General features: G+C 34.2%; 18 protein-coding genes. 12 read left to right on the forward strand and 6 right to left on the reverse strand.

The window, feature by feature from the left end:
- Positions 1–9: 9 nt before the first annotated feature.
- From rpsR to A3GM_RS0101400, 3 genes are all read right to left on the reverse strand, one after another.
- Complete coding sequence (gene rpsR, locus A3GM_RS0101390) at positions 10–279, reverse strand: 30S ribosomal protein S18 (protein WP_009228790.1); 270 nt, start codon at positions 277–279, stop codon at positions 10–12.
- Positions 280–281: 2 nt separating this feature from the next.
- Positions 282–626: a 30S ribosomal protein S6 gene (rpsF, locus tag A3GM_RS0101395; protein ID WP_018361593.1), complete on the reverse strand. Its 345-nt coding sequence runs from the start codon at positions 624–626 to the stop codon at positions 282–284.
- Positions 627–1,154: 528 nt separating this feature from the next.
- Positions 1,155–2,132, reverse strand: coding sequence for an ROK family protein (locus A3GM_RS0101400; protein ID WP_018361594.1), 978 nt, complete (start codon positions 2,130–2,132; stop codon positions 1,155–1,157).
- Positions 2,133–2,272: 140 nt separating this feature from the next.
- Here A3GM_RS0101400 and A3GM_RS0101405 point away from each other — a divergent pair, with 140 nt between their 5' ends.
- The 6 genes from A3GM_RS0101405 (at position 2,273) to A3GM_RS0101430 (ending at position 10,382) form a co-directional block, all read left to right on the forward strand.
- Complete coding sequence (locus A3GM_RS0101405) at positions 2,273–2,944, forward strand: LysE family translocator (protein ID WP_025829721.1); 672 nt, start codon at positions 2,273–2,275, stop codon at positions 2,942–2,944.
- A 39-nt stretch (positions 2,945–2,983) separates the two neighbouring features.
- Positions 2,984–3,526: a DUF4924 family protein gene (locus tag A3GM_RS0101410; RefSeq protein ID WP_018361596.1), complete on the forward strand. Its 543-nt coding sequence runs from the start codon at positions 2,984–2,986 to the stop codon at positions 3,524–3,526.
- Between the two features lie 31 nt (positions 3,527–3,557).
- Complete coding sequence (gene rfbD / locus A3GM_RS0101415) at positions 3,558–4,412, forward strand: dTDP-4-dehydrorhamnose reductase (RefSeq protein WP_018361597.1); 855 nt, start codon at positions 3,558–3,560, stop codon at positions 4,410–4,412.
- A 31-nt stretch (positions 4,413–4,443) separates the two neighbouring features.
- Entirely contained in the window at positions 4,444–6,012 is a 1,569-nt protein-coding gene (locus tag A3GM_RS0101420) for a peptide chain release factor 3 (protein WP_018361598.1), read from the forward strand.
- 341 nt (positions 6,013–6,353) lie between these two features.
- On the forward strand, positions 6,354–8,177 hold the full coding sequence (locus A3GM_RS0101425; RefSeq protein ID WP_018361599.1) for a transglutaminase domain-containing protein: 1,824 nt from the start codon (positions 6,354–6,356) through the stop codon (positions 8,175–8,177).
- 69 nt (positions 8,178–8,246) lie between these two features.
- Positions 8,247–10,382, forward strand: a complete 2,136-nt coding sequence (locus tag A3GM_RS0101430; protein ID WP_018361600.1) for a DUF3857 domain-containing protein — start codon at positions 8,247–8,249, stop codon at positions 10,380–10,382.
- Between the two features lie 231 nt (positions 10,383–10,613).
- On the opposite strand, the gene A3GM_RS0101435 is transcribed toward A3GM_RS0101430, so the two are convergent.
- The 3 genes from A3GM_RS0101435 to A3GM_RS0101445 form a co-directional block, all read right to left on the reverse strand.
- On the reverse strand, positions 10,614–11,162 hold the full coding sequence (locus tag A3GM_RS0101435) for an AbgT family transporter (RefSeq protein ID WP_238299182.1): 549 nt from the start codon (positions 11,160–11,162) through the stop codon (positions 10,614–10,616).
- A 64-nt stretch (positions 11,163–11,226) separates the two neighbouring features.
- Positions 11,227–11,952: a DUF5932 domain-containing protein gene (locus A3GM_RS0101440; RefSeq protein WP_018361602.1), complete on the reverse strand. Its 726-nt coding sequence runs from the start codon at positions 11,950–11,952 to the stop codon at positions 11,227–11,229.
- The gene (locus tag A3GM_RS0101445; RefSeq protein ID WP_240430779.1) at positions 11,925–15,413 is read right to left on the reverse strand and encodes a sensor histidine kinase; all 3,489 of its coding nucleotides are present in this window, start codon (positions 15,411–15,413) and stop codon (positions 11,925–11,927) included. Before A3GM_RS0101445 ends, A3GM_RS0101440 begins: the two co-directional genes overlap by 28 nt.
- Positions 15,414–15,589: 176 nt before the next feature.
- Here A3GM_RS0101445 and A3GM_RS0101450 point away from each other — a divergent pair, with 176 nt between their 5' ends.
- The 6 genes from A3GM_RS0101450 to rpsA all read left to right on the forward strand — a co-directional run bounded on the left by A3GM_RS0101450 (position 15,590) and on the right by rpsA (position 22,675).
- Positions 15,590–16,654, forward strand: a complete 1,065-nt coding sequence (locus A3GM_RS0101450) for a LacI family DNA-binding transcriptional regulator (RefSeq protein WP_018361604.1) — start codon at positions 15,590–15,592, stop codon at positions 16,652–16,654.
- 48 nt (positions 16,655–16,702) lie between these two features.
- Positions 16,703–17,992, forward strand: coding sequence for a Na+/H+ antiporter NhaC family protein (locus A3GM_RS0101455; protein ID WP_018361605.1), 1,290 nt, complete (start codon positions 16,703–16,705; stop codon positions 17,990–17,992).
- A 6-nt stretch (positions 17,993–17,998) separates the two neighbouring features.
- Positions 17,999–18,811, forward strand: coding sequence for a hypothetical protein (locus A3GM_RS0101460; protein ID WP_018361606.1), 813 nt, complete (start codon positions 17,999–18,001; stop codon positions 18,809–18,811).
- A gap of 79 nt (positions 18,812–18,890) precedes the next feature.
- On the forward strand, positions 18,891–19,592 hold the full coding sequence (locus A3GM_RS0101465; protein ID WP_018361607.1) for a glycoside hydrolase family 25 protein: 702 nt from the start codon (positions 18,891–18,893) through the stop codon (positions 19,590–19,592).
- A 17-nt stretch (positions 19,593–19,609) separates the two neighbouring features.
- Positions 19,610–20,758 carry a zinc ribbon domain-containing protein gene (locus A3GM_RS0101470; RefSeq protein WP_018361608.1) on the forward strand — a complete coding sequence of 383 codons (1,149 nt, stop codon included), beginning with the start codon at positions 19,610–19,612 and terminating at the stop codon, positions 20,756–20,758.
- 141 nt (positions 20,759–20,899) lie between these two features.
- Complete coding sequence (rpsA, locus tag A3GM_RS0101475) at positions 20,900–22,675, forward strand: 30S ribosomal protein S1 (RefSeq protein WP_018361609.1); 1,776 nt, start codon at positions 20,900–20,902, stop codon at positions 22,673–22,675.
- The last annotated feature ends 57 nt before the right edge of the window (positions 22,676–22,732 follow it).

A 22,732-nucleotide genomic window follows, 5' to 3' on the forward strand; every position in this document is an offset into this window, starting at 1 on the left:
ACCTCCTTTTTATTTCATTAAATCTGTTACATAAGGAAGCAAGGCAATTTGGCGAGCACGCTTAACTGCTTGCGCAACACGTCTTTGGAATTTCAAAGATGTACCTGTAATTCTACGAGGTAAGATCTTTCCTTGTTCGTTTAAGAACTTCTTCAAGAATTCAGGATCCTTATAGTCAATATACTTAATACCACTCTTTTTAAAGCGACAGTATTTCTTTTTCTTATTGTCAACTGATGGTGGGGTTAAATAACGAATTTCGCTTTGTTGTTCTGCCATGATTAAGCCTCCTGTTTTTTAGCGTATTTATTCTTTCTCTTGATAGCATACTCTGCTGCATACTTATCAAGTTTAACAGTAATGAAACGGATAATTCTCTCGTCGCGACGATAGCCAATTTCGAGAGTATTAACAATTGTAGGCTCAGCCTTGAACTCTAACAAGCAATAAAAACCTGTAGATTTTTTGTCGATAGCATAAGCCATCTTCTTTAATCCCCATGCCTCTTCGTTCAAAATCTCAGCACCATTATCGGTAAGAAGCTTTTTGAACTTAGCGACCGCTTCCTTCATCTGTTCATCAGATAAAACGGGAGTTAAAATGAAAACGGTTTCGTAATGATTCATACTACTTTAAATTTATTGAAAAATATGTTTATTAATTCGAGGTGCAAAGTTAGTACTTTTTTATGAATATCATCCATGGAGTTTTATAATAAGCGAAGAATTATCTTTAATTAACAAATTAATAGCTTGAAAATTCTTGTCTATCCCAAGTGATAGTTATATTTTTGTGCTCCGTAAGAGATTATTATAGACAAATGAAAGAATATATATATAATGCTTTTGGTTTACACCTTATATATATAGGGGTACTGCTACAAATATTGAGTGCTTTTCAATTTATGAGCGGATATAAGAATATTTGCATTATTGCAGGTTTCTTATTAGTCTGTATTGGTTTTGTAACCTATCTCCTACTCAAAAAGAAACAACATTAAAATATTTATAGATCCAATCCATAATAAGGACTTCTTTATTAGAGAAGAGCTTGGATTGAAAGATAAAGGTTAAATAAAAATGATATCATCTAACTATATTTTAGTCTATAGAAAGATGATATCACTTATTTTAGAATATCTTATTCTTAAAGAATTATAGATCCCATCCTACAGCAGATGCACCTAATACAGCAGCAGAAGAACCTTCTAGACCGCTAATTAAGAATTTTGCTTTGTTCTTATAAATCTTCAAGACATGTTCGTCGAAGCTTCTTTTCAAAGGTTCCATTAGTAAGTCGCCAGCTTTTGTTAATCCACCGAAGAAGATAAACGCTTCAGGTGAAGAGAAAGCTGCAAAGTCTGCACATGCTTCACCTAGCATTTCACCAGTAAAGTCATACACTCTTTTTGCAAGTTTGTCACCTTTGCTAGCAGCAATACTAACATCTAATGAAGTAATATCTTCTGGGTTTAATTCACGTAATAACGAATCTTCGTCAGAATTTTGTAAGAACTCACGAGCAGTTCTTGCTACACCTGTTGCAGAGCAGTAAGTTTCTAAACAACCTGTTCTACCGCAACCGCAAGAGCGTCCGTCTTCTCTACGGAATGGAACGTGACCTAATTCTCCAGCGAAACCATCACATCCGTAAACTACTTGACCATTTATAACGATTCCAGAACCAACACCTGTACCAAGAGTTATTACAATGAAGTTTTTCATACCACGTGCAACTCCGTATGCCATTTCACCAATAGCAGCAGCATTTGCATCATTAGTTAAACCTACAGGAATATTGTTAAGACGTTCAGAGAATAGTTTTGCCAAAGGTACTTTGCCGTCATGTGCCCATGATAAGTTTGGAGCGAACTCTATCGAACCGCTATAGAAGTTGCCATTAGGAGCACCAATACCCATAGCTTTAATTGTTTCGATACCACCAACTTGTTCTATTATAACGTTAAGAGCGTCGATAGCACGATCTACATATTCTTCTACAGTGTTAGAAGCTGTTTTTATTGCAGTCGTAGCTTTGATCTCCCCTCTACTATCTACAATTCCAAATACAGAGTTTGTACCTCCTAAATCAAGGCCTATTACATAGGGCTTTACTAATGGTTCTTCATTCATGTTGTTATATTTTAATATTGTTTATTGTCCGATTATTTAAAGATTAAAGATGTTTCGCAAAGTTATTAAAAATATGCTAGCTTGCAAACTTTTAAATAGAAAATTTGTGCAATCGGTGTTTTTTTTGCAATTTTGCATCCATGTTTCTGAATATTAATCACATTGATATATTAGATTTAATCCTAAAGGGAATACTAATAGGCATTATTGCATCAGCTCCAATGGGTCCTGTTGGTATTCTTTGCATTCAAAGAACGCTAAATAAAGGTCGTTGGTATGGCTTTGCTACTGGATTTGGAGCAGCCGTAAGCGATATGCTATACGCTTTAATTACAGGACTTGGAATGAGCTTTATTATGGATTTTATTAGTAGTCCTCAAGCTCTTTTTATACTTAAAATAAGCGGAAGCCTCATTCTTATGGCGTTTGGAATATATTCTTTTAAAAGCAATCCAACTAAAAAGATTCATAAGAGCGGTAAGAAAAAAGGAAGTTTGATATATAATATGGCGACAGCTTTTGGGGTAACCATATTTAATCCTTTGATTATTTTCCTTTTTATCGCCTCATTTGCTCAGTTTGCATTTATAAGACCCGACCATCCTTTTGAAATGGGTGTAGGTTATTTCTGCATCTTTTTAGGAGCACTTCTATGGTGGTTTGGACTAACATGGTTGATTGATCAAATCAGAGGAAAGTTCGATACATCTGGAATCTTATTGATCAATAAAATAATTGGTTGCGTTGTTATTATCTTTTCTGCCATTATGTTGGTAGGAACAGCATTCAATTTATACACCATTTCAATATAAATTTTATCTTTATTCATTTAGAATAAATACTTGATTATTATGTTTATATCACAAGAACTAAGAAAGAAAAATATCGCAGAATACCTATTATACATGTGGCAAGTCGAAGATCTTATTCGAGCTTACCAATGTTCTTTGTCTAGAATACAAAACGAATACATCGCTAAATTTGATTATTCAGAAGATAAAAAGGCAGATTTAATCGACTGGTATGGCGATCTTATCCGAATGATTAATCAAGAGGGTAAACGTGAAAAGGGACATCTTTCTATCAATTCAATTCTTGTAGAAGATCTAAAAGACTTACACAATCAGTTACTTCAAAGTTCAAAGTTTCCTTTTTATAATGCCGAATATTATAAAGTTCTACCCTTTATAGTAGAATTAAGAAATAAAGGAGATAAAGATATCAATGAAATAGAAACCTGCTTAAATGCTCTTTATGGTGTGATGATGCTGAAACTGCAAGGCAAACCATTGTCAGTAAATACAGAAAATGCCATTAAAGAGATTACTATTTTTATTGGTATGCTTTCTGATTATTATTTAAAAGATAAAACAGAAGGACTCGTTTTTGAATAAACTTTCTGTTCTTAGAATATAACATCACGATATGAGAATTTTAGTAACAGGTTCTAATGGGCAATTAGGAAGTGAAATTGTTGCACTTCAGGCCCAAGAAACCCTACATCAATGGTTTAATCTAGATATAAATGAGTTAGATATTACAGATAAAAATGCCGTAGAGCAGTTTGTTCTTAGTAATAAAATTGATGGGATCATTAACTGTGCAGCTTATACCAATGTAGATAAAGCCGAAGAAGATGTTGCTCTTTGTTATAAGGTTAATAGAGATGCACCTCAATATTTGGCGCAAGCAATTGAAAAAGTAGGTGGATTTATCATTCATATATCTACTGATTATGTTTTTGATGGAACCAATAATATTCCCTATACCGAGCAAGATAAGCCCAATCCTGTAACCATTTATGGAAAAAGCAAGATCGAAGGAGAACAATATGTTTGTGAGTCTTGCAAACAACATATTATTATTCGTACTGCATGGGTTTATTCTTCGTATGGAAAGAATTTTGTAAAAACAATGATTAAGTTGGGTAAAGAGAAACCAAGCTTAGGTGTTATATTCGACCAAATAGGCTCTCCTACTTATGCAAGAGATTTGGCTAAGGCTATCATTACAATTGTAAATCAAGGTATTATACCTGGATTTTACAACTTTTCAAATGAAGGCGTTATCAGTTGGTACGATTTTACGAAGCACATTCATCAACTTGCTAATATCACTTCGTGCAAGGTTGCGCCAATTCATACTGCCGACTACCCTACTCTTGCTCAACGTCCACATTTCTCTGTGCTTGATAAAACCAAGATAAAGAATACCTATAATATTGAAATTCCTTATTGGAGAGATTCTTTAGAAGAATGTATTCAACTCCTTGAACAGTAAAAGAAAATAGAATAATAAATAAAGTATAGACATGCTTAACGAAATAGAAAGAAGAAGAACGTTTGCAATTATATCACACCCCGACGCAGGTAAGACTACTCTTACTGAGAAGTTCCTTCTCTTCGGAGGTCAGATACAAGTTGCAGGAGCCGTAAAAAGTAATAAAATTAAGAAGACAGCAACTTCAGACTGGATGGAGATTGAGAAACAAAGAGGTATCTCTGTTTCTACATCTGTGATGGAGTTTGATTATAATAACTATAAAATCAACATTCTAGATACTCCTGGTCACCAAGACTTTGCTGAAGATACTTACCGTACTTTGACTGCTGTTGACTCTGCAATTATTGTTGTTGACTCTGCAAAAGGTGTGGAAACACAAACCCGAAAGCTCATGGAGGTTTGTAGAATGAGAAAGACTCCAGTTATCATTTTCGTTAATAAAATGGATAGAGAAGGACGTGATCCTTTTGATATCCTCGACGAATTAGAAAAGGAACTACAAATTAAAACTTGTCCTTTGTCATGGCCTATCAATCAAGGAGCTAAGTTCAAGGGTGTTTATAACATATATGAACAAAAATTAGACCTCTTCACTCCTAACAAACAAAAGGTGACAGAGAAGGTTGAAGTTGATATAACAAGTAAGGATCTAGACGCTCATGTGGGTGATAGTGATGCCTCTAAATTGCGTGAAGACCTAGAACTTGTTCAAGAAGTATATCCAACTTTCGACAATGCGTCATATAAAGCGGCAGAAACAGCACCTGTGTTCTTCGGATCAGCATTAAACAACTTTGGTGTACAAGAATTGCTCGATTGCTTTGTGGAGATTGCTCCTTCTCCTCGTCCAACTAAAGCTGAAGAACGAGAAGTGAAGCCAGAAGAACCCAAGTTCACTGGATTTATCTTTAAAATTACAGCAAATATCGACCCTAATCATCGTAGTTGTATTGCTTTCTGTAAAATTTGTAGTGGTAAATTTGTGCGTAATCAACCCTATTTACATGTACGTTTAGGAAAAACAGTACGTTTTTCTTCACCCACACAGTTCATGGCTCAGCGTAAAAGTACTATTGATGAGGCGTATCCAGGTGATATTATTGGTTTACCAGATAATGGTATCTTTAAGATTGGTGATACTATAACCGATGGAGAACAATTGCATTTCCTTGGTTTACCATCATTTTCTCCTGAGATGTTTAAATACATTGAGAACGATGATCCAATGAAAACAAAGCAGCTTAATAAGGGTATCGATCAGTTAATGGACGAAGGTGTTGCTCAGTTATTTGTCAATCAGTTTAACAATCGCAAGATCATTGGAACCGTAGGACAACTTCAATTCGAGGTAATTCAATATCGTTTGGAAAACGAATACAATGCTAAATGTCGCTGGGAGCCTGTTCATCTTTACAAAGCTTGTTGGATTGAGGCTGATAGCGAGGCTGAATTAGAGAATTTCAAGAAGCGAAAATATCAATATATGGCGAAGGATAAGGAAGGAAGGGATGTGTTCCTTGCCGATTCTAGCTATGTGTTGAGTATGGCACAACAAGACTTTGAGCATATAAAATTCCACTTTACATCTGAGTTCTAATAATCCTTTTACTAAAGGAAAAATAGCATATAAATAAAAGAGAGTATGTATTGTAAAATACACACCCTCTTTTTTGTTTTAGTTACTTTAGGGTCTGTTCTTTAGGATCTTATATATTCTCTTCTAATAGCATTGCTTTTATAAAACAAAGGCATTGTGTTTACATTTCAGTTGCATTACTTTTTGATAGAAAAAGCAATGAGTTTTTCTACCTATTTACTTGCATAAGCCGTTTAACTATAAAATATTTTATAAGTATTATTTTTTTTATTCATTTAAGAACATACTTTAAATTTTAGTTGTATATTTGCAATATACTATCTAAAAAAAACAGCATCTGTATGAAACGAGATTTATTTTCACAGCGTTTGTGGGTGTTTCTAGCATTTCTCACCTACTCCTCTTTATGTCTTAATGCGCAAGAATGGGACGATAAAGTTATTATTTCACAATGTAAGGATAACTATCAAATTATAGAAAATAAAGGAAATCCAATTGTAAAAAACGAGAAAGATATCACCTTTTTATCTAATACGGTATCAACTGTAGCGCCTGAAACGGGTGCTTTGTATGGAGAATTTATTACGTTAGATAACGTTTCATGTAAAGGAGAAAAGATATATAAAAACATAACTCCTGAAAATGTATTCTATGATGATACAAAGGTTTGTATAGCGAAAGGCTATATCACAAAAAAAGGAAAAACTTGCAACACTTCTTATAAGCGTACTTTTAAGGATATAAAATACTTTACTCGTGTGTATTTGCTTGAAGATTTTTTTACGCAAAATAAGATAGTAACGCTCACTATACCTAAAACTTTGAAGGGGTATCGTATTCAAGAGATGAATTTTAAGGGTTTTCCAATTGTAAGTAAGCACGAATCAACTGCCGATGCTGATGTTTATACTTATACAATTACTAATGCAAAGCGTATGAAAGAGGACTCAAGCATGCCTCCTTTTGCTAATATTTATCCCTATTTGCTTATTGTAGGACCATTCCCTACGGTGAATGATCTTTACACCTGGTCGATGGAAATGTCAAATGTTGATTGTGATATTCCTAATATGCCTGCTCTTTTGAAAGAAATCAACGCCAATAGTAAAACCGATGAAGATCGTATAAGTAATACTTTTAAGTGGGTTCAAGAGCATATACGCTATGTGGCTTTTGAGCATGGAATTGCAGGACACCGGCCAGATACACCAAAAGAAGTTGTTAGAAAACGATATGGTGATTGTAAAGGTATGGCTTTGTTGCTTAAAACTCTATTGAAAGCGCAAGGTTTTGATGCTCGTTTAACAGATATAGGAACAAATGAAGTGCCTTATAAAATGAGTGATATTCCAGCTTTAGGAGCTGCTAACCACGCTATATGCACACTTTTTTTAAAGGGAAAGACTTATTTTCTAGATGCTACATGTGACTATATTCCTTATAATTATGTGCCACAACACATTCAAGGTTCTGAAGCAATGATTGAGAATGGAGATACTCCTTTGCTTAAAATGGTACCTAAAGCTAATCCCGACCAATCGTTAGATAGTCTTAGTTATACTTATCATTTTGCCAATAATGCATTACAAGGAAAAGCTACCTATATGCTTTGTGGGGATATGAAAGAATGGTTCATGAGCTCTATGGCTGCTTCTTCTCAAAAAAATCACGAAGAATATTTGGCAAATAACCTTAATACAGATAGTCATAATATGAAGGTGTCTAATGTAAAATGGACAGATAAAGAGCCTCAACACGAGTGGACTCGCTTTGAAGGTGATGTGGTTAATGATGCTGCATGGCAAGAAGATGGAAAAGAAGTGTATGTAGATTTAAATCCACATAATAATTTATTCGACAGACGTATAGACACTGTTAGACGTACACACGACTATTATTTCCCTGTACGCTGTAATATTGTTCGTAGAGCTTCGTTCACTATTCCTGCAGGATATAAGGTTGAGTCTCTACCAGTCTCTGCTACATTCACTACCCCTGAAGGTACTCTTAGCTGCTCGTTTACACGCAAAGATAATATAATAGTGTTCCATCAAAAAATGCAAATCAACAAACGTAGAATACCACTTGCTAATATTCCAAAATGGAATGAAACTATAAGAAGATGGAAAGATGCATGTAATGAACAAGTTGTTTTACATAAGTAAGTAACAGCTCTTACTATTGTCATCTTTTAATACAATTGAATTGATAACTAAATAATAAATATTAGTCCTATGAAGAAGATTTTATTTTCATTATTATGCATCTTTATTGCCCTACCTTCATTGGCGTTTGACAATAATGACTACAAGAAATTTGTAGAAAAAGTTAAGGAAGAAGTATGGGGACAAGATCTTCCACAGTTTAAAAATCGCAATGTCCCAGCAAAGTATAAAAATGAGTCTGCGGTCATTCTTGCTCGTTATGAGGAGGTAATTGTCGACCAAAAACGTAAATTTAGTTTTTGGGCAGGCAACAAAATGGTTAAACAAATCAATGGAACTCAGATTCAACGTTATCTAATTCAAATAAAAGATAAAGCTGCATTAGATAAGTTCTCGACCTTTGATTTTCAGACTTATAATCGTTCTTATAGTTACTTCGGCCGTGATGACCATAGAACTGTTCTTGGTGTTAAGGTGATTAAAGCCGATGGAACAGAAAGAATTATTGATAGTAGTGATTATCAAGATGTTGAAGAAGGTAAGAAAGGTAAGGATAAGCGAGCAAAACTAGCTGTCCCTGATTTGCAAATTGGCGATTTAATTGATTATTTCTTCTACGACCTCGATTATATTAAAGAAGAAAATATGCCTCCTTTTGTATTTGTATTTCGTTCAAAATACCCTACTCTAGATTATCAAATACATTGTGCTATCGATAAAAAACTTTGTACACAGTATCGTGCAATGAATGGAGCTCCAGACTTTACTGCTTCTAATGATGATGACAATGTTATTTTAGATGTACGTGTAAAGGATATTGAAAAGACGCTCCCTCAGTATGCTTATAAAACAACTATGCAAACACCATATACTGCTTTATACGTAACAGGTAAAGTGGCAGTGGGCTATATTCCTAAGAGTACAAAAGAAAAGGGACTTCACGCTAATCCATCTGCAAAGGAGATACAGTTAGATGCATGGAAACGTTGGGAAGATAGAGGTGATAAATGGACCTTTGAAGAAATACTAGGAAAGACTATTACTCAAGCAAAAAATATGAAAAGCGATGAAGAGAAAGCTAATTTCATATACGACTACATGGTAATGAGGTCTTTGATATTTAAAAAGCAGTATATGGATCATAACATTCTATTTGGAACTCTTTTCCCACAAGCATTGAAAAAGGCTAAAGTCCCATTCACAAGAGTTATCTCAACAACATGGAGTGATGAAGCATTAAGTAATATTATTAACTTTGATAATGCAGTATCACTGATAGAACTTAATAATGGTCAGCTCTTTTCTAATCCTAATGTATATTCTGTTAGTGGCAAAGTGTTATTTAGTCAATTGCAAAATAGAGAGGCGCAACGTTCAAAATCACCTAATAACTTTTCAGATGGTCCATTTGAAGAATTTAAAACTCTAGCATCGAAATCATCAGATAATGTCGAGAAGATTGATGTAAATGCGACAATTGATGATGTTATTTTACATATAACTCGTACTGAAACACTTACAGGGAATGAGAAAGAAGGTGCCATTCCTACTTATGCCACAGCTGAAGAAATCTGTAAGGCATGGGGAGAGCCATATGGTGTTCACGGCTATGCAGATATTCTTACCTATAAAAAAAGTAAGGGAGAGGCTGCTGCTAAGGAGCGTGCAGAGGCTGACAAAAAAGAGATAAGTGAGAACTTCCAAGAAGAAATAAAGAATTATCACGATAAAGCACCTGTTAGTATTGAGTCTACTGAAGTTACAAGTGTAGGACAAAACAATACTCCTTTTACCTATAAGGTCGCTTATACTATGGATGGATTAGTTAAAAAGGCGGGAAAGAACCTTACTCTTTCTGTGGGACAGCTTGTAGGACAACAAACACATATCGAAGGGAAAGAACGCCAACGTACTGACGATATCATCTTCTCTTATCCTCGTACCTTTGTTGCGACTATTAATGTTGAACTTCCTTCAGGATATGATGTTACTCCCGAAAGCCTACAAAAGCTCAATACTAATTTTAATAATGAGGATATGCGATTTGTAACCAAAGCAGAAGTAACGGGTAATAAATTAGTTATTCACTTAGAAAAAGAATACAAAAAGCAAATGGTTCCTGCTGCTCGTTGGCAAAATGTTCTTGAAGTATTAGATAGAGCCTATGAGTTTAATAACCAACAAGTGATTCTTAGAAAGAAGTAAGCATGTAAGTCTTGAGAAAAGAAAAGTCTTTTATATTCTCTAAAACTAAAACTATAAAGGGCTTTTGAGAATCAATAAAAAAAATAGTTATATACGAAAAGAGGGAAGCTCCATATTGATATTGGAGCTTCCCTTTATAGTTTAATAATGCTATTACTCCTTTATATTGTATTAAAGTGAATCATAATAGTTTTTAATAATAAACAAGATATAGAAGTTACATCTTTAATGCTATATCAAAAGAACAAATTTTATAGAGTAGATGAGCTGAACAAGAATGATATATATAATAATGTAAGGAGCAATTTGCTTTATTCCATTGCTTAAAGCCTCAATAATGAGGTTGCCCTTTCTAAGTCTTCCAATAATAAGTCCATAAGTAATAGAACTGAAGAGAGCAATAAAAGCAATGAGAGGAACAATACTTTTAGAGAAACTACTTGGGAATAATTGTCCTGTTATACTTAACATTGCAGCATGAGGAATGAAAGAAAGGAGGGCAATTACAGTGAACCATATCATTATTTCGATTAGAACGATACGGAAGCCTAAACGCTCTCGATAACTCAAAGTGTGTGAACGTTTAAATACTTGTAGTATATTACTGGCACGAATAGCCCCCCAGGACAATCCTATAAGAATAATCCAAACCAAAATATTGGAAGCTACATTATTAGTAAAATTGCCCAAAAACCACCTCACTCCTTCTCCACTTAATAATGATCTACCATTGAATTCGGGATAAATTGTTTTTATCATCCACGATAAAATTACGACCATGATTTGTAACAAAAGAAGGCTACAAGTGATAAATGCAATATTTAATTTAAATAAACTCTTAAGTTTACTCATCATCTGCAACTAAGTTATTGATGTCTAAGACTCTTAATTCCAAAGCTCTAACAACCAAACGAGTAGCATTAATACCAACACCTCCATTTCCATTTGGAAAGAGTTTTTGGATCAATTCATTTTGTCTTTTCTCTAAACTCTTTACACCAAAAGGCATGCCACGTAGGTTTGTGATCTGTTCTTTAGTATATCCTAGAGCCAAGTGGCGTAAGAAGCGTTCATCGTATTCGTCTATCTCATAGTTGATAAGTGCTTCGTTATGCTGAATTTCGTGAGATATAGCTTCTTTAAATCTAGATAGTATCTTTTCAAGAATAGGTTGATTAAAAACTAGTTTCTTACCACTCATTACACTAGATACGTCAGCATAAGTTAAGAGTTCTCCTGTTTTTAGAATAATTCCATCACAACCTGCATCTAAAACGTCTACCCAAAGTTTTTCATTTAGAATCTCTCCTGTGAAGATAAGTATCTTTACATCTGGATAGTTTTGCTTTGTTTGTCGACATATTTCAACTCCAATAGTTGTAGAGCCACCTAAACCTAGATCGAGAAGAACAAGGTCTGGAAGTTCTTGTTTTATGAGTTTCCAATATGAATATTCGTTATCGGCAGTGCCAATTATTTTTGCTTCGGGTATTTCTGTTTTGAGAATACCTTCTGTACCCTTTAGTTCTAAGGGTACATCTTCTACAATAATGACTTTAAATTCTTCCATATTACAGTTGTAAATACGATTTCTATATATTGTTTATTATTTCTTTCAATCGCTTGTATGCCTACGGCACGCATGTTTGTTTCCTCTCCTAGTTCTCTGATTATCTGTCTACAAATTAGATAACGTATATCTATTGTTTCAGAAGTAAACATCTGTTTGAGTTCTTTCTCCTTTAAGTTATTGGCAGGAAGCTCAATATAGACCTTTACATATTTATCGCCGTAAGGTTCTTCTTCAATGGCTAGTGTTGTAATTTGATTAATCTTCTTTATTAAGGAGAAGAGATACTTGAGGGTTGAAGTATCCACGTTTATCTTTGAACGCAGTTGACTAACAGCCTGAAGAAGAAACAAACTATAGAGTTCTTTATAGTAGTGTAGCAACTCTTCAACAACTTTTATTTCAATATCCTCTTGCTCTATTAGTTGTTTTATGCGTGAGGGATAATACATTGTCTCATGTTTAAAGGTGGACAAGCTATTATCTAATAAGTTGTTTGATATATAAAGAGCATCTGCTTCATACTTAGTTTTGCTCAATTCGTCTTTCAAGAGTGTTAAATCTTTATTCTGCTGTTCTAATAAAGTACATTCTAATTTCAAAGAATGTTTGATCTCTTTCACGATATCATTGAGTAAATGAAGACGAGTATTACTTTGTTCTTTATTAAAACTGTTGCTCCATAAAGTCTCTATTAATCTAAGTTTCTCCTTTGCATTTTGTGTATCTGATAATAGAATACTATTGATTCGATTTATCTTATCAATGCAAAAACGATAATAAAGCTCGTGTCTATAGTATAAAAAGTAATAAGCAGGGATTAATAATACAAGCAAAAGGATAAGCAGAATAATGGCAATATTCTTATTACTCTCTGATGTTTGCATCACTTTTACATAGTCACCAAGAGTATTGTCGGCACTCTTTATGCGGAAAAGTTGAGTGTAGACACTGTTATTATAATTGTATAAATCCCAGCGATTAAGGGCTAATGCTGCCACAGCCGATTCATTTCTAAAGTCTAGAATGATGTCATAATCGGTATTAACGTGCTTTGCAAACCATATTAATTCAGCGGCTTTATTAGGGTCTCCGCTTTCTTTTAATAGGATATTGCTTTTAGGGTGCTTTACATGATAAGCTTTATTGAGATAAACAATGCAACTATCAGTAAACTCAAGAGTAAGCTCATAGGTCTCATTTAAATTTGAGTAATAGGCACTATCTGCATATTCTCCAGCTTTTTGAATGAATTGTTTTTCTTGTTTATCAATATTAGGTGCACCAAATGATGTTGCAGATAGTATTGAACAGAACAAAACTAAGAATGTTTTCTTCAAGCCTTTAGGGAGTGTAAAGTAGAATCTACTACCCTTTCCAACTTCACTTTCAGCTCCAATTGAGCAATTCTTAAATATAGAACTAACTTTCTTATATTTCTCAATAATACCTTTACAGTTCATTAAGCCAAAGCCATATCCTTTTTCTTGTATAGAAGAAGTGTTCTGTTTTAGTTCTATTTTCTTGAAAGAGAATAAGTTTCTCAATCCTTCTTCATCAATCCCTACTCCATTATCAATTATAGAAACCTCAACATAATCGTCTAAAGATTTTGCTGAAATAGTAACTTCTCCACCCGAAGGAGTGAACTTTCGAGCATTGTCTGCTAAGGTATTTATCATGAAAAGAGTAAGTGTCTTATCAGCTTTAACCACTTCTGAGGTGTCTACAACATTCAAATTAATGTTCTTTAGTTGGTAAGACATACTATTCTTTTTAAGTAGCTCAAAGATAGTTTGCAATGGAAAACTCTCTATTCTCAAACTAATGTCTCCCTTATGCATCTGTATCCAGCTTGTTAGAACAGTATTTGTTTGGTTTATAGAGTTGGCAAGTTCCGAGATATAAGCCAAGCGTTGCTGACGAATATCTGTACTTTCAGAAGTATTTATAATTAATTTGTGGATTTCATTAACCATTCTATCAATCAAAGGATAAGTGTTACTAACCAAAGAGACTTTAGCCCTTTGTTCAATATTCTTTTCCTTATTCATCACTACATATCGCTGCTCTTGGTACAGTTGCTCTTTAACCTCTTCGCAGGTTTCCTGAAAATCTTCAAGTTTTTGTTTGTTTTCAGCCTCCCATTGTTCAAGTGGAGACAACAAAGAGGTGATTTTAAACTTGCGATCACTTCTTCTTTTCATTCTATCAAAGATAAAAAGAAGGAGTATAACCAATAAAATCATTATCACAACAGATGTAACCATGATATTTAGTTGGTGTGAAGATTTACTCAATTGTTCTGCTCTCGACTCTAAGAAGCGGTCTTGTCGAGTGATTTCTTGCATATCTAAATAGATATTTCTATTGTAATCACTTAACTGTTTGTCGTCAATAGCAGAATAAGCAAGCGACATTTGTTCTCTAATAGAGGCAACCAAGTCAGGGGCTTGTTGAATTTTTATGTTATCACTTAGAGCATGTTCAAGACACCATAGCGCATCTTCATATTGTCCTTGTTCCCAAAAAGACTTAGCAAGACTACGATATGCCCCCGCAATTTGATAGACATCGCCATATTTTTTGAACAAATCCACAGATTTAACGGCTATTTCTTTTGCAAGAAGGTCTTCAAATTGATTATCAGGAATAATGGTTCTCAGCATCGAACTATTATTCATTACAAGAGTATTGCCTGTTTCTGGATTAGATAAAGACTCACTAATACTTTGCAAAGCGTTTGCTTCCCAATAGATAAAGTCATTTTTCTTTGCGATAGTATAGCAGTTAATAAGGTAGTCAAGCTCTTCTTGTTTAGCAGAATAATTATCTTTTTTATGAATAATACCTCCTGAACCAATACTATAATAATAGTTAAGTAGCTGAGCAGTGTCACGTTGTATACCTCCATGAGGGTCAATATTTTGTAACGCTTCAATAGAATTTTCATTTAATCCTATGTAATAAAAATAGGTAGAAAGAATGATATAGTATTCCGTTCTCGCAAAAAGCAATCTTTTACGTTGATGCAAATTCAATACATCTTCCTCCTCTTTAATTCTCTCTAAGCGCTCTTCTGCGTGTTGTTTATAATCATAGAACTCCTTATTTTTTGATTGACGTTGGCATAAGCGCATAAACATAATGTCAGAAATAAGTAGTTCTATCTGATTGTCTGTAACCTTTTGAGCCTCGAACAATTGAGTTTTTGCCTCATTATAGTTCATCTTTGCCGTACTAACAAAAGCAATATTATTCAGTGCTTCTGCATGTCCTGCACCATATCCTTCTGATAATTTGAGTGCTTTAGTGGCATAATAGTTGGTGCTATCAAGGTCTTTATAGTGAAAAAGATAAGATTTTTCGTTTAATTCATCAACTAAACTCCTCGACTTTTGCGCTGTGCAAGCCGAAGAAAAAAACAATATCGATAAACCAAAAGAAATGTTTATCAGCAATATTATAAATGATTTAATCTTTAAAGAAAACACTATTGCGATTTATTTTATTCGCTACAAAGTTACAGTATCTTGATGATTATTACATAATTTCTCTATCAAATAAACCATATTTAGACTAAAAAATTAATTATTTCTTTGTATTTTTGTGCACAAAACAAGTATTATAGAGTTTCATGACAGAAAAAATACGCATAAAAGATATAGCACTTCGAGCTGGAGTGTCGGTTGGAACTGTTGATAGAGTTCTACATAAACGTCCTAATGTTTCTCCCAAAGCTTTGGAAAAGGTAGAAAAAGTTCTTAAGGAAATGAACTATCAACCCAATGTTTATGCGAGTGCACTCGCCTATAATAAATCATATACCTTCTATTTGCTTATTCCTGATCATGGTTCTGAGACCTATTGGGAGGAAATTGAGAAAGGTGCTTATAGCGCAATGGAGGCAAGACGTGACTTTCATATTAATGTAAAGATACTCTATTTCAAACGTTTTAATGAGGCTTCGTATTTAGAACAGGCTCAAAAATGTTTAGAGGCACAACCCGATGGAGTTATTATTGTACCTTCAGAACTAGACTTAACAAAGAAGGTAACAGAGTCGTTTATAGCTCAACATATTCCTTTTGTACTATTAGACTCTTATATGCCCGACTTAAAGCCACTGTCTTTCTTTGGACAAGACTCGCTTGCAAGTGGCTATTTCTCTGCTAAAATGCTTATGCTTTTGGCTTCTGAAGAGAAAACGATAATGCTTATGAAACAAACTAAGAATGGAAGAGTAACCAGTAAGCAGCAAGCACACCGAGAAGTTGGATTCAGACATTATATGGATGAGCACTTTCCTAAGGTGAATATAGTAGAATTGAACCTCCCAACAGAAGAGGATAAGGGAGAATATTATAAACTTTTAGAAGATTTCTTTAATAAAAATCAGGATGTACATCATTGCATAACCTTTAACTCTAAGGCACATATTGTGGGTGAGTTTTTGCTTCATACCAACAGAAGAGATGTACAAATTATGGGTTATGACATGGTTGAAAAGAACATAGATTGCTTAAAACAAGGTAGTATATCTTTCTTAATTGCTCAACATGCTTATCTTCAAGGGTATAGTTGTGTTGATACTTTGTTCAAAGCAATAGTACTTAAGGCTGAAGTTGAGCCTGTAAATTACATGCCAATTGAATTAATTTCAAAAGAAAATGTAAACTTCTACAGACGACTTCAATTGTAAAATTACTTTCAATATAATTGTCTTTATACTTCTTATAAGTAGCTATATATGAGTGAAATAAAACATATTAAAGGGTTAAAAGCTTTAACTCCACTTTTTCTTTTTATTGCTTTATATCTTTCTTGTGCTATTGTTGCAAAGGATTTTTATAAACTTCCAGTAACAGTAAGTTTCTTAATTGCAAGTATATGTGCGATTATGATGACCACAGGAGAAAGCATAGAGAAAAGAATTTCAATCTTTACAGAGGGTGCAGGACAAAATAGTTTATTGCAGATGGTGTGGATTTTTATTCTTGCAGGAGCTTTTGCTGCATCTGCTAAAGCAATGGGAAGTGTTGATGCAACAGTTTATTTTATTCTAAGTATATTACCCGCAAAGTTTATTCTTGCAGGACTTTTCTTATCTGCCTGTATCATTAGTCTTGCTATTGGTACAAGTGTGGGAACCATTATTGCATTAGTTCCAATAGCATCGGGCTTATCTCATGTCTTAGGAGTAGATGAACCTCTTATGTTAGGTATTGTTATTGGGGGAGCTTTCTTTGGAGATAACCTTTCATTTATATCTGATACAACGATAGCTGCAACGTCAAGTCAAGGCTGTAGTATGAAAGATAAATTCAAGGTAAATAGCTTAATCGTTGTCCCTGCAGCAGTCTGCATACTTATTATATATACAATCCTAGGACACGGACTAGAAAAACCAGCTGATTTGCCTGACTTTAATTATGTTCATCTTATTCCTTATATCGTTGTAATTCTTATGGCTTTGAGAGGAATAAATGTGATGATTGTTTTAATTGTGGGTATTGTCTTTAGTGGAGTACTTGGATTTTTTGCTCAAAGTTATGACCTATATGGTTGGTTTGCCACTTTAGGTGGTGGTATGACAAGTATGGGTGAGCTCATAATCGTAACAATGTTGGCAGGTGGATTGCTTGCTGTTATTAAATATAATGGTGGCATTCATTATATCATTGCTATTTTGACCAAATTTATTAAGGGTAAGAGAGGAGCTGAATTGTCTATTGGTCTTCTTGTTTCATTTGTTAATGTATGTACAGCCAACAACACCGTAGCAATTATAACAGTAGGAAATATCGCTAAACAAATAAGTAAAAAGTTTGAGATAGACTCACGAAAATCAGCAAGTATTCTCGACACTTTCTCTTGTGCAACGCAAGGATTGCTTCCCTATGGGGCGCAAATTCTTATGGCTGCAGGCTTAACCAATGTTTCACCTATTGAAATAGTTGGTTATACCTACTACCCTATTAGTATTGCATTGATGGCTTTATTATCGATATTAGTGCGTTATCCTAAAAAATATTCTTAAGGAAATATGGATATAATACGTCGAAACTTTCTTACATTATTAAAGTCTGGGGCTTTAAATGAATATGGAAACATTGAACCAATGTCTAGTTTTAAATGGGAACAACTATTTAAAATGGCAGTGGTACATAATGTTTCATCTTTTGTTTATAAAGGATTGAAACATCATCAATACGATAAAGAGTTCAATGTTCCTAACCCAATCCTCCGTAAGTTAGAAGAAGTTTCTAATCAAGATAATGCTTTTGAAGAATCTACAGAGATCAAACTATCCAACAAGTTGTTGAATATAAGACTTAAGAAGATAAGGAATGAAGAACTTTCAAATAACAGTTCATCCCTTACAACATTAGATCTACTTGAGCTGTTAATCGATAATGTGAGCAATCTGTTTAGAAAAGGATTGTCTATAAAATTGGTATTAGAACTTGGAACCTACTTAAGAAACAATGGAGATGATGTTGATTTTAATAAATTAAATCGTTGGCTGTCTAGTCTACATATTGTAAATATAACAGCACTTATTGGAAGTATTTTGATAACAGTATTCAAGTTTGATAAAAGTGAAGTACCCTTTGTAGATAAAGTTAGTAACTCTTCATATGCGCTATTTATGCATGCGCTAGGAAACGTCAAAAAGAATAGTAATAAAGAGGAATGGACTATTAGAGAAGGAGACAACGGTTTTGTTTACAATAACCCCGAAGTACTAAGAAAAAACATAAAAAGGAGTTTCAAATATTTCCCTTATGCACCAATAGAAGCAAGTAGTAATTTTATCACCAGTTTTATTCATAGCATATCAGATGTGCAAGAATAAGGAGAAATCAAAATATAATATATGTAAAAAAACACGATGAAAAATATATCAAATTATAGTTTTTCGTAACTTTGTAGACATGAAACGTATATTTATATTCATTCTTTCTTGCATCTTTTCAATTGCAGGTTTTGCCCAAGACGAATTTTATAATTGCGAAGATACTTGTAGTCATGTGCATGGTATTGACCTTAGTCACTACCAAGGAAATGTCTTTTGGGAAACAATTGGAGAAAACACAAAGATGGCTTACGTGTATCTTAAAGCCACAGAAGGTGGAGATAACATCGATAAAACATACGCCTACAACATTGAATTAGCTCATAAATATGGACTAAAGGTAGGTTCTTATCATTTTTTTAGACCCAAAACGAACTTAACTAAGCAGTTAGAAAACTTCAGAACTCAATGTAGACCTGAAGACCAAGATCTTCTTCCGATGATTGATATCGAAACAAAAAGCGGATTACCAACAGAAGAATTCTGTGATTCTCTTTTGAAATTCTTAACAATGGTCGAGAAAGAATACAAGCAAAAGCCTCTACTTTATACCTTTACTAACTTCTATGATAATTATCTTTCAGGCAAGATTGATGGTTATAAACTGATGATTGCACAATATACTCAACGAGAACCAGTCTTAAAAGATGGTAGAGATATAACCATGTGGCAATATACTGGTAAAGGAAGAATTAACGGAATTAATGGCTATGTTGATAAAAGTAGATTCTTTGGGACGCATGGTATGCGGGAAATACGATTCATTCACTTTAAACAATAACATAAAATCAAAAAACTATGGCTATAATAAAATGTCCTGAATGTAATGCATCTGTAAGCGACAGAGCCCCAGTTTGCCCTACTTGTGGTGCAGAAATAAGGGGTAAAGTAACAGTCTGTCCTACATGTGATACGGCTTATTTTACAGAAAAAGGAGAATGTCCTAAGTGTGCTTTAGAAAAGAATACAGCAGCGGTTGCATCTGTTAAAGAAACAACTCCTATAGAAGCTCCAATACAAACAGTTGAGGCTGTTCCTCCAACAGAGCCTAAAACACCTACTCCACCACAAAATAAGAAGCCTAAAAAAGTTATTATTTTGTCTTCATTTATCATTGCATTAATTCTTTGTGCTACCCTTTTCTATGTTTATAGTAATGCACAAAAGAAAAATGAGAAAGAGGCTTACGAACTAGCAATGAAGAGTAAGGAAATTGGAATACTTGAAGACTATCTTAATACTTATGCAAAAAATGCTCCACAAGAGCATATCGATTCAATCAATGCGCATCTAACAATATTACGTTCTACTGACAATGATTGGACAAATGCGCTTATTAGTAATACTAAAGAAGCTTTCGAAGACTATTTATCTAAATCTGAAAATCCTAAACATAAGAAGGAAGCACTGCAAAAAATCGATTCTTTAGACTTCGTTGCTGTATCACAAAAGAACACAATTGAAGCTTATAACACTTATATAAACGACCACTATGATGGCAACTACATCAATGAGGCTAACGAAAAGATAAGAGTTCTAAAGGCTAAAGAGGTGCAACAAGATGAATATCAGATGGTAGCCGGAACCATAAAGACTTTCTTTAGAGGTATAAGTGAACGCAATGAAAATAAGGTACAAGAAACAATTAGTCCCAATATATCATCGTTCCTTAATAAAACCGATATCAAACATTCTGATATCGCAGTATTTATTAGCAAGCTATATAAAGATAATGTAGAGGCAATAGACTGGAATATCGATAAGAATCTAAAGATTAAGAAGAAAGAAATAGGACTTGAAGAATACGAATATACAACGGAATTCTATGTATCCCAAGATGTTAAATTAAAAGACGGTCAGTCTGAAACCAATAAATATAAGGTACAAACACGAATAGATCCTACTGGAAAAATCGTAGAATTTAATATGATTAAGATCCTAGAATAACAATTTTAGTTAAAAAAAAATAAACTATTCATTTGCAAATGCAGTTATATCCATATTGTAATAGCAATAATGTAACTTTGCAACGATTTTTATTTAATCAATATAAAGTCTAACTTTATTAATTCATTTTTAATTAACATTATGTCAAACTTAAAGAACGTACAACCATTAGAAGACTTCAATTGGGAAGAATTCGAAAATGGTTCTGGCAACAACGCCAGCAAGGAAGCCCTTGTAAAGGCTTATGATGAAACCCTTAATAAAATTGCAGAACACCAAGTTGTTGAGGGAACTGTTACTCATGTAGACAAGAAAGAAGTTATTGTTAACATCGGTTACAAGAGTGATGGTATCATTCCTGCATCTGAATTCAGATACAACCCAGACCTAAAAGCAGGTGATAAAGTGGAAGTATATGTAGAGATGCAAGAAGATAAGAAAGGACAACTTGAACTTTCTCACAAGAAAGCACGCCTAAATAAGAGCTGGGATCGTGTTAATGAAGCTCTTGAAAAAGAAGAAATTGTACAAGGTTACATCAAGTGTCGTACAAAGGGTGGTATGATTGTTGACGTATTCGGTATCGAAGCATTCTTACCAGGAAGCCAAATCGACGTTCATCCAATTCGTGACTACGACGTATTCGTAGGAAAAACTATGGAATTCAAGATCGTTAAGATCAACCAAGAGTTCCGTAACGTTGTTGTTTCTCACAAGGCTCTTATCGAAGCTGAGCTAGAAGCACAAAAGAAAGAAATTATTAGCAAACTTGAAAAAGGCCAAATCCTTGAAGGTACAGTTAAAAACATCACTTCTTATGGTGTATTTATCGACCTTGGTGGTGTTGATGGTCTTATTCATATAACAGACCTTTCATGGGGTCGTGTAAGCGATCCACACGAAGTGGTTGCTTTAGACCAAAAGATCAACGTTGTAATTCTTGATTTCGATGATGAAAAGAAACGTATCGCTCTAGGTCTTAAACAATTAACTCCACACCCATGGGATGCTCTTAACACTGAACTTAAGGTGGGTGACCACGTTAAGGGTAAAGTAGTTGTTATCGCAGACTACGGTGCATTCGTTGAAATTGCTCCAGGTGTAGAAGGTCTTATCCACGTTTCAGAAATGTCTTGGAGCCAACACTTACGTTCAGCTCAAGAATTCTTACACGTAGGTGACGAAGTTGAAGCTGTTGTTCTTACACTTGATCGTGAAGAACGTAAGATGTCTTTAGGTATTAAACAACTTAAAGAAGATCCATGGGAAACTATCGAAGTGAAATATCCAATCGGTAGCAAACACACAGCTAAGGTTCGTAACTTTACTAACTTCGGTATCTTTGTTGAGCTAGAAGAAGGTGTTGACGGATTGATCCACATCTCAGACCTTTCTTGGACTAAGAAAGTTAAGCACCCATCTGAATTCACTCAAGTAGGAGCTGAAATCGATGTTGTTGTTCTTGAGATAGATAAAGAAAACCGCAGACTAAGCCTTGGTCACAAGCAACTTGAAGATAATCCTTGGGATGCTTATGAAACTCTTTACACTCCAGGTTCATTGCACAAGGGTAAGATCACTGAGATGATGGACAAGGGTGCTGTTATCACATTGAACGAAGGTGGAGAAGGTTTCGCAACTCCAAAACACCTAGTTAAAGAAGACGGCACACAAGCTCAAGTAGGTGAAGAACTAGACTTCAAGGTTATCGAATTTGTAAAGGAAACTAAGAGAATTATTCTTTCTCATAGCCGTACTTTCGAAGAAGGTAAAGAAGAGGCTAAACCTCGCAAGCAACACACAAGCAACGCTAAGAAGAACGATTCTGCTCAAGTAAACAACGTGGCAGCAAGTACTTCTCTTGGTGATATCGATGCTCTTGCAGCATTGAAAGCTAAAATGGAAAAAGGTGAATAATTAGTATACTGAATTCCTATATGAATGAAAGAGAGTATGTATCGCAAGAGGCATATT

Source organism: Hoylesella nanceiensis DSM 19126 = JCM 15639, from assembly GCF_000379965.1.
Taxonomy (GTDB): Bacteria; Bacteroidota; Bacteroidia; order Bacteroidales; family Bacteroidaceae; genus Prevotella; species Prevotella nanceiensis.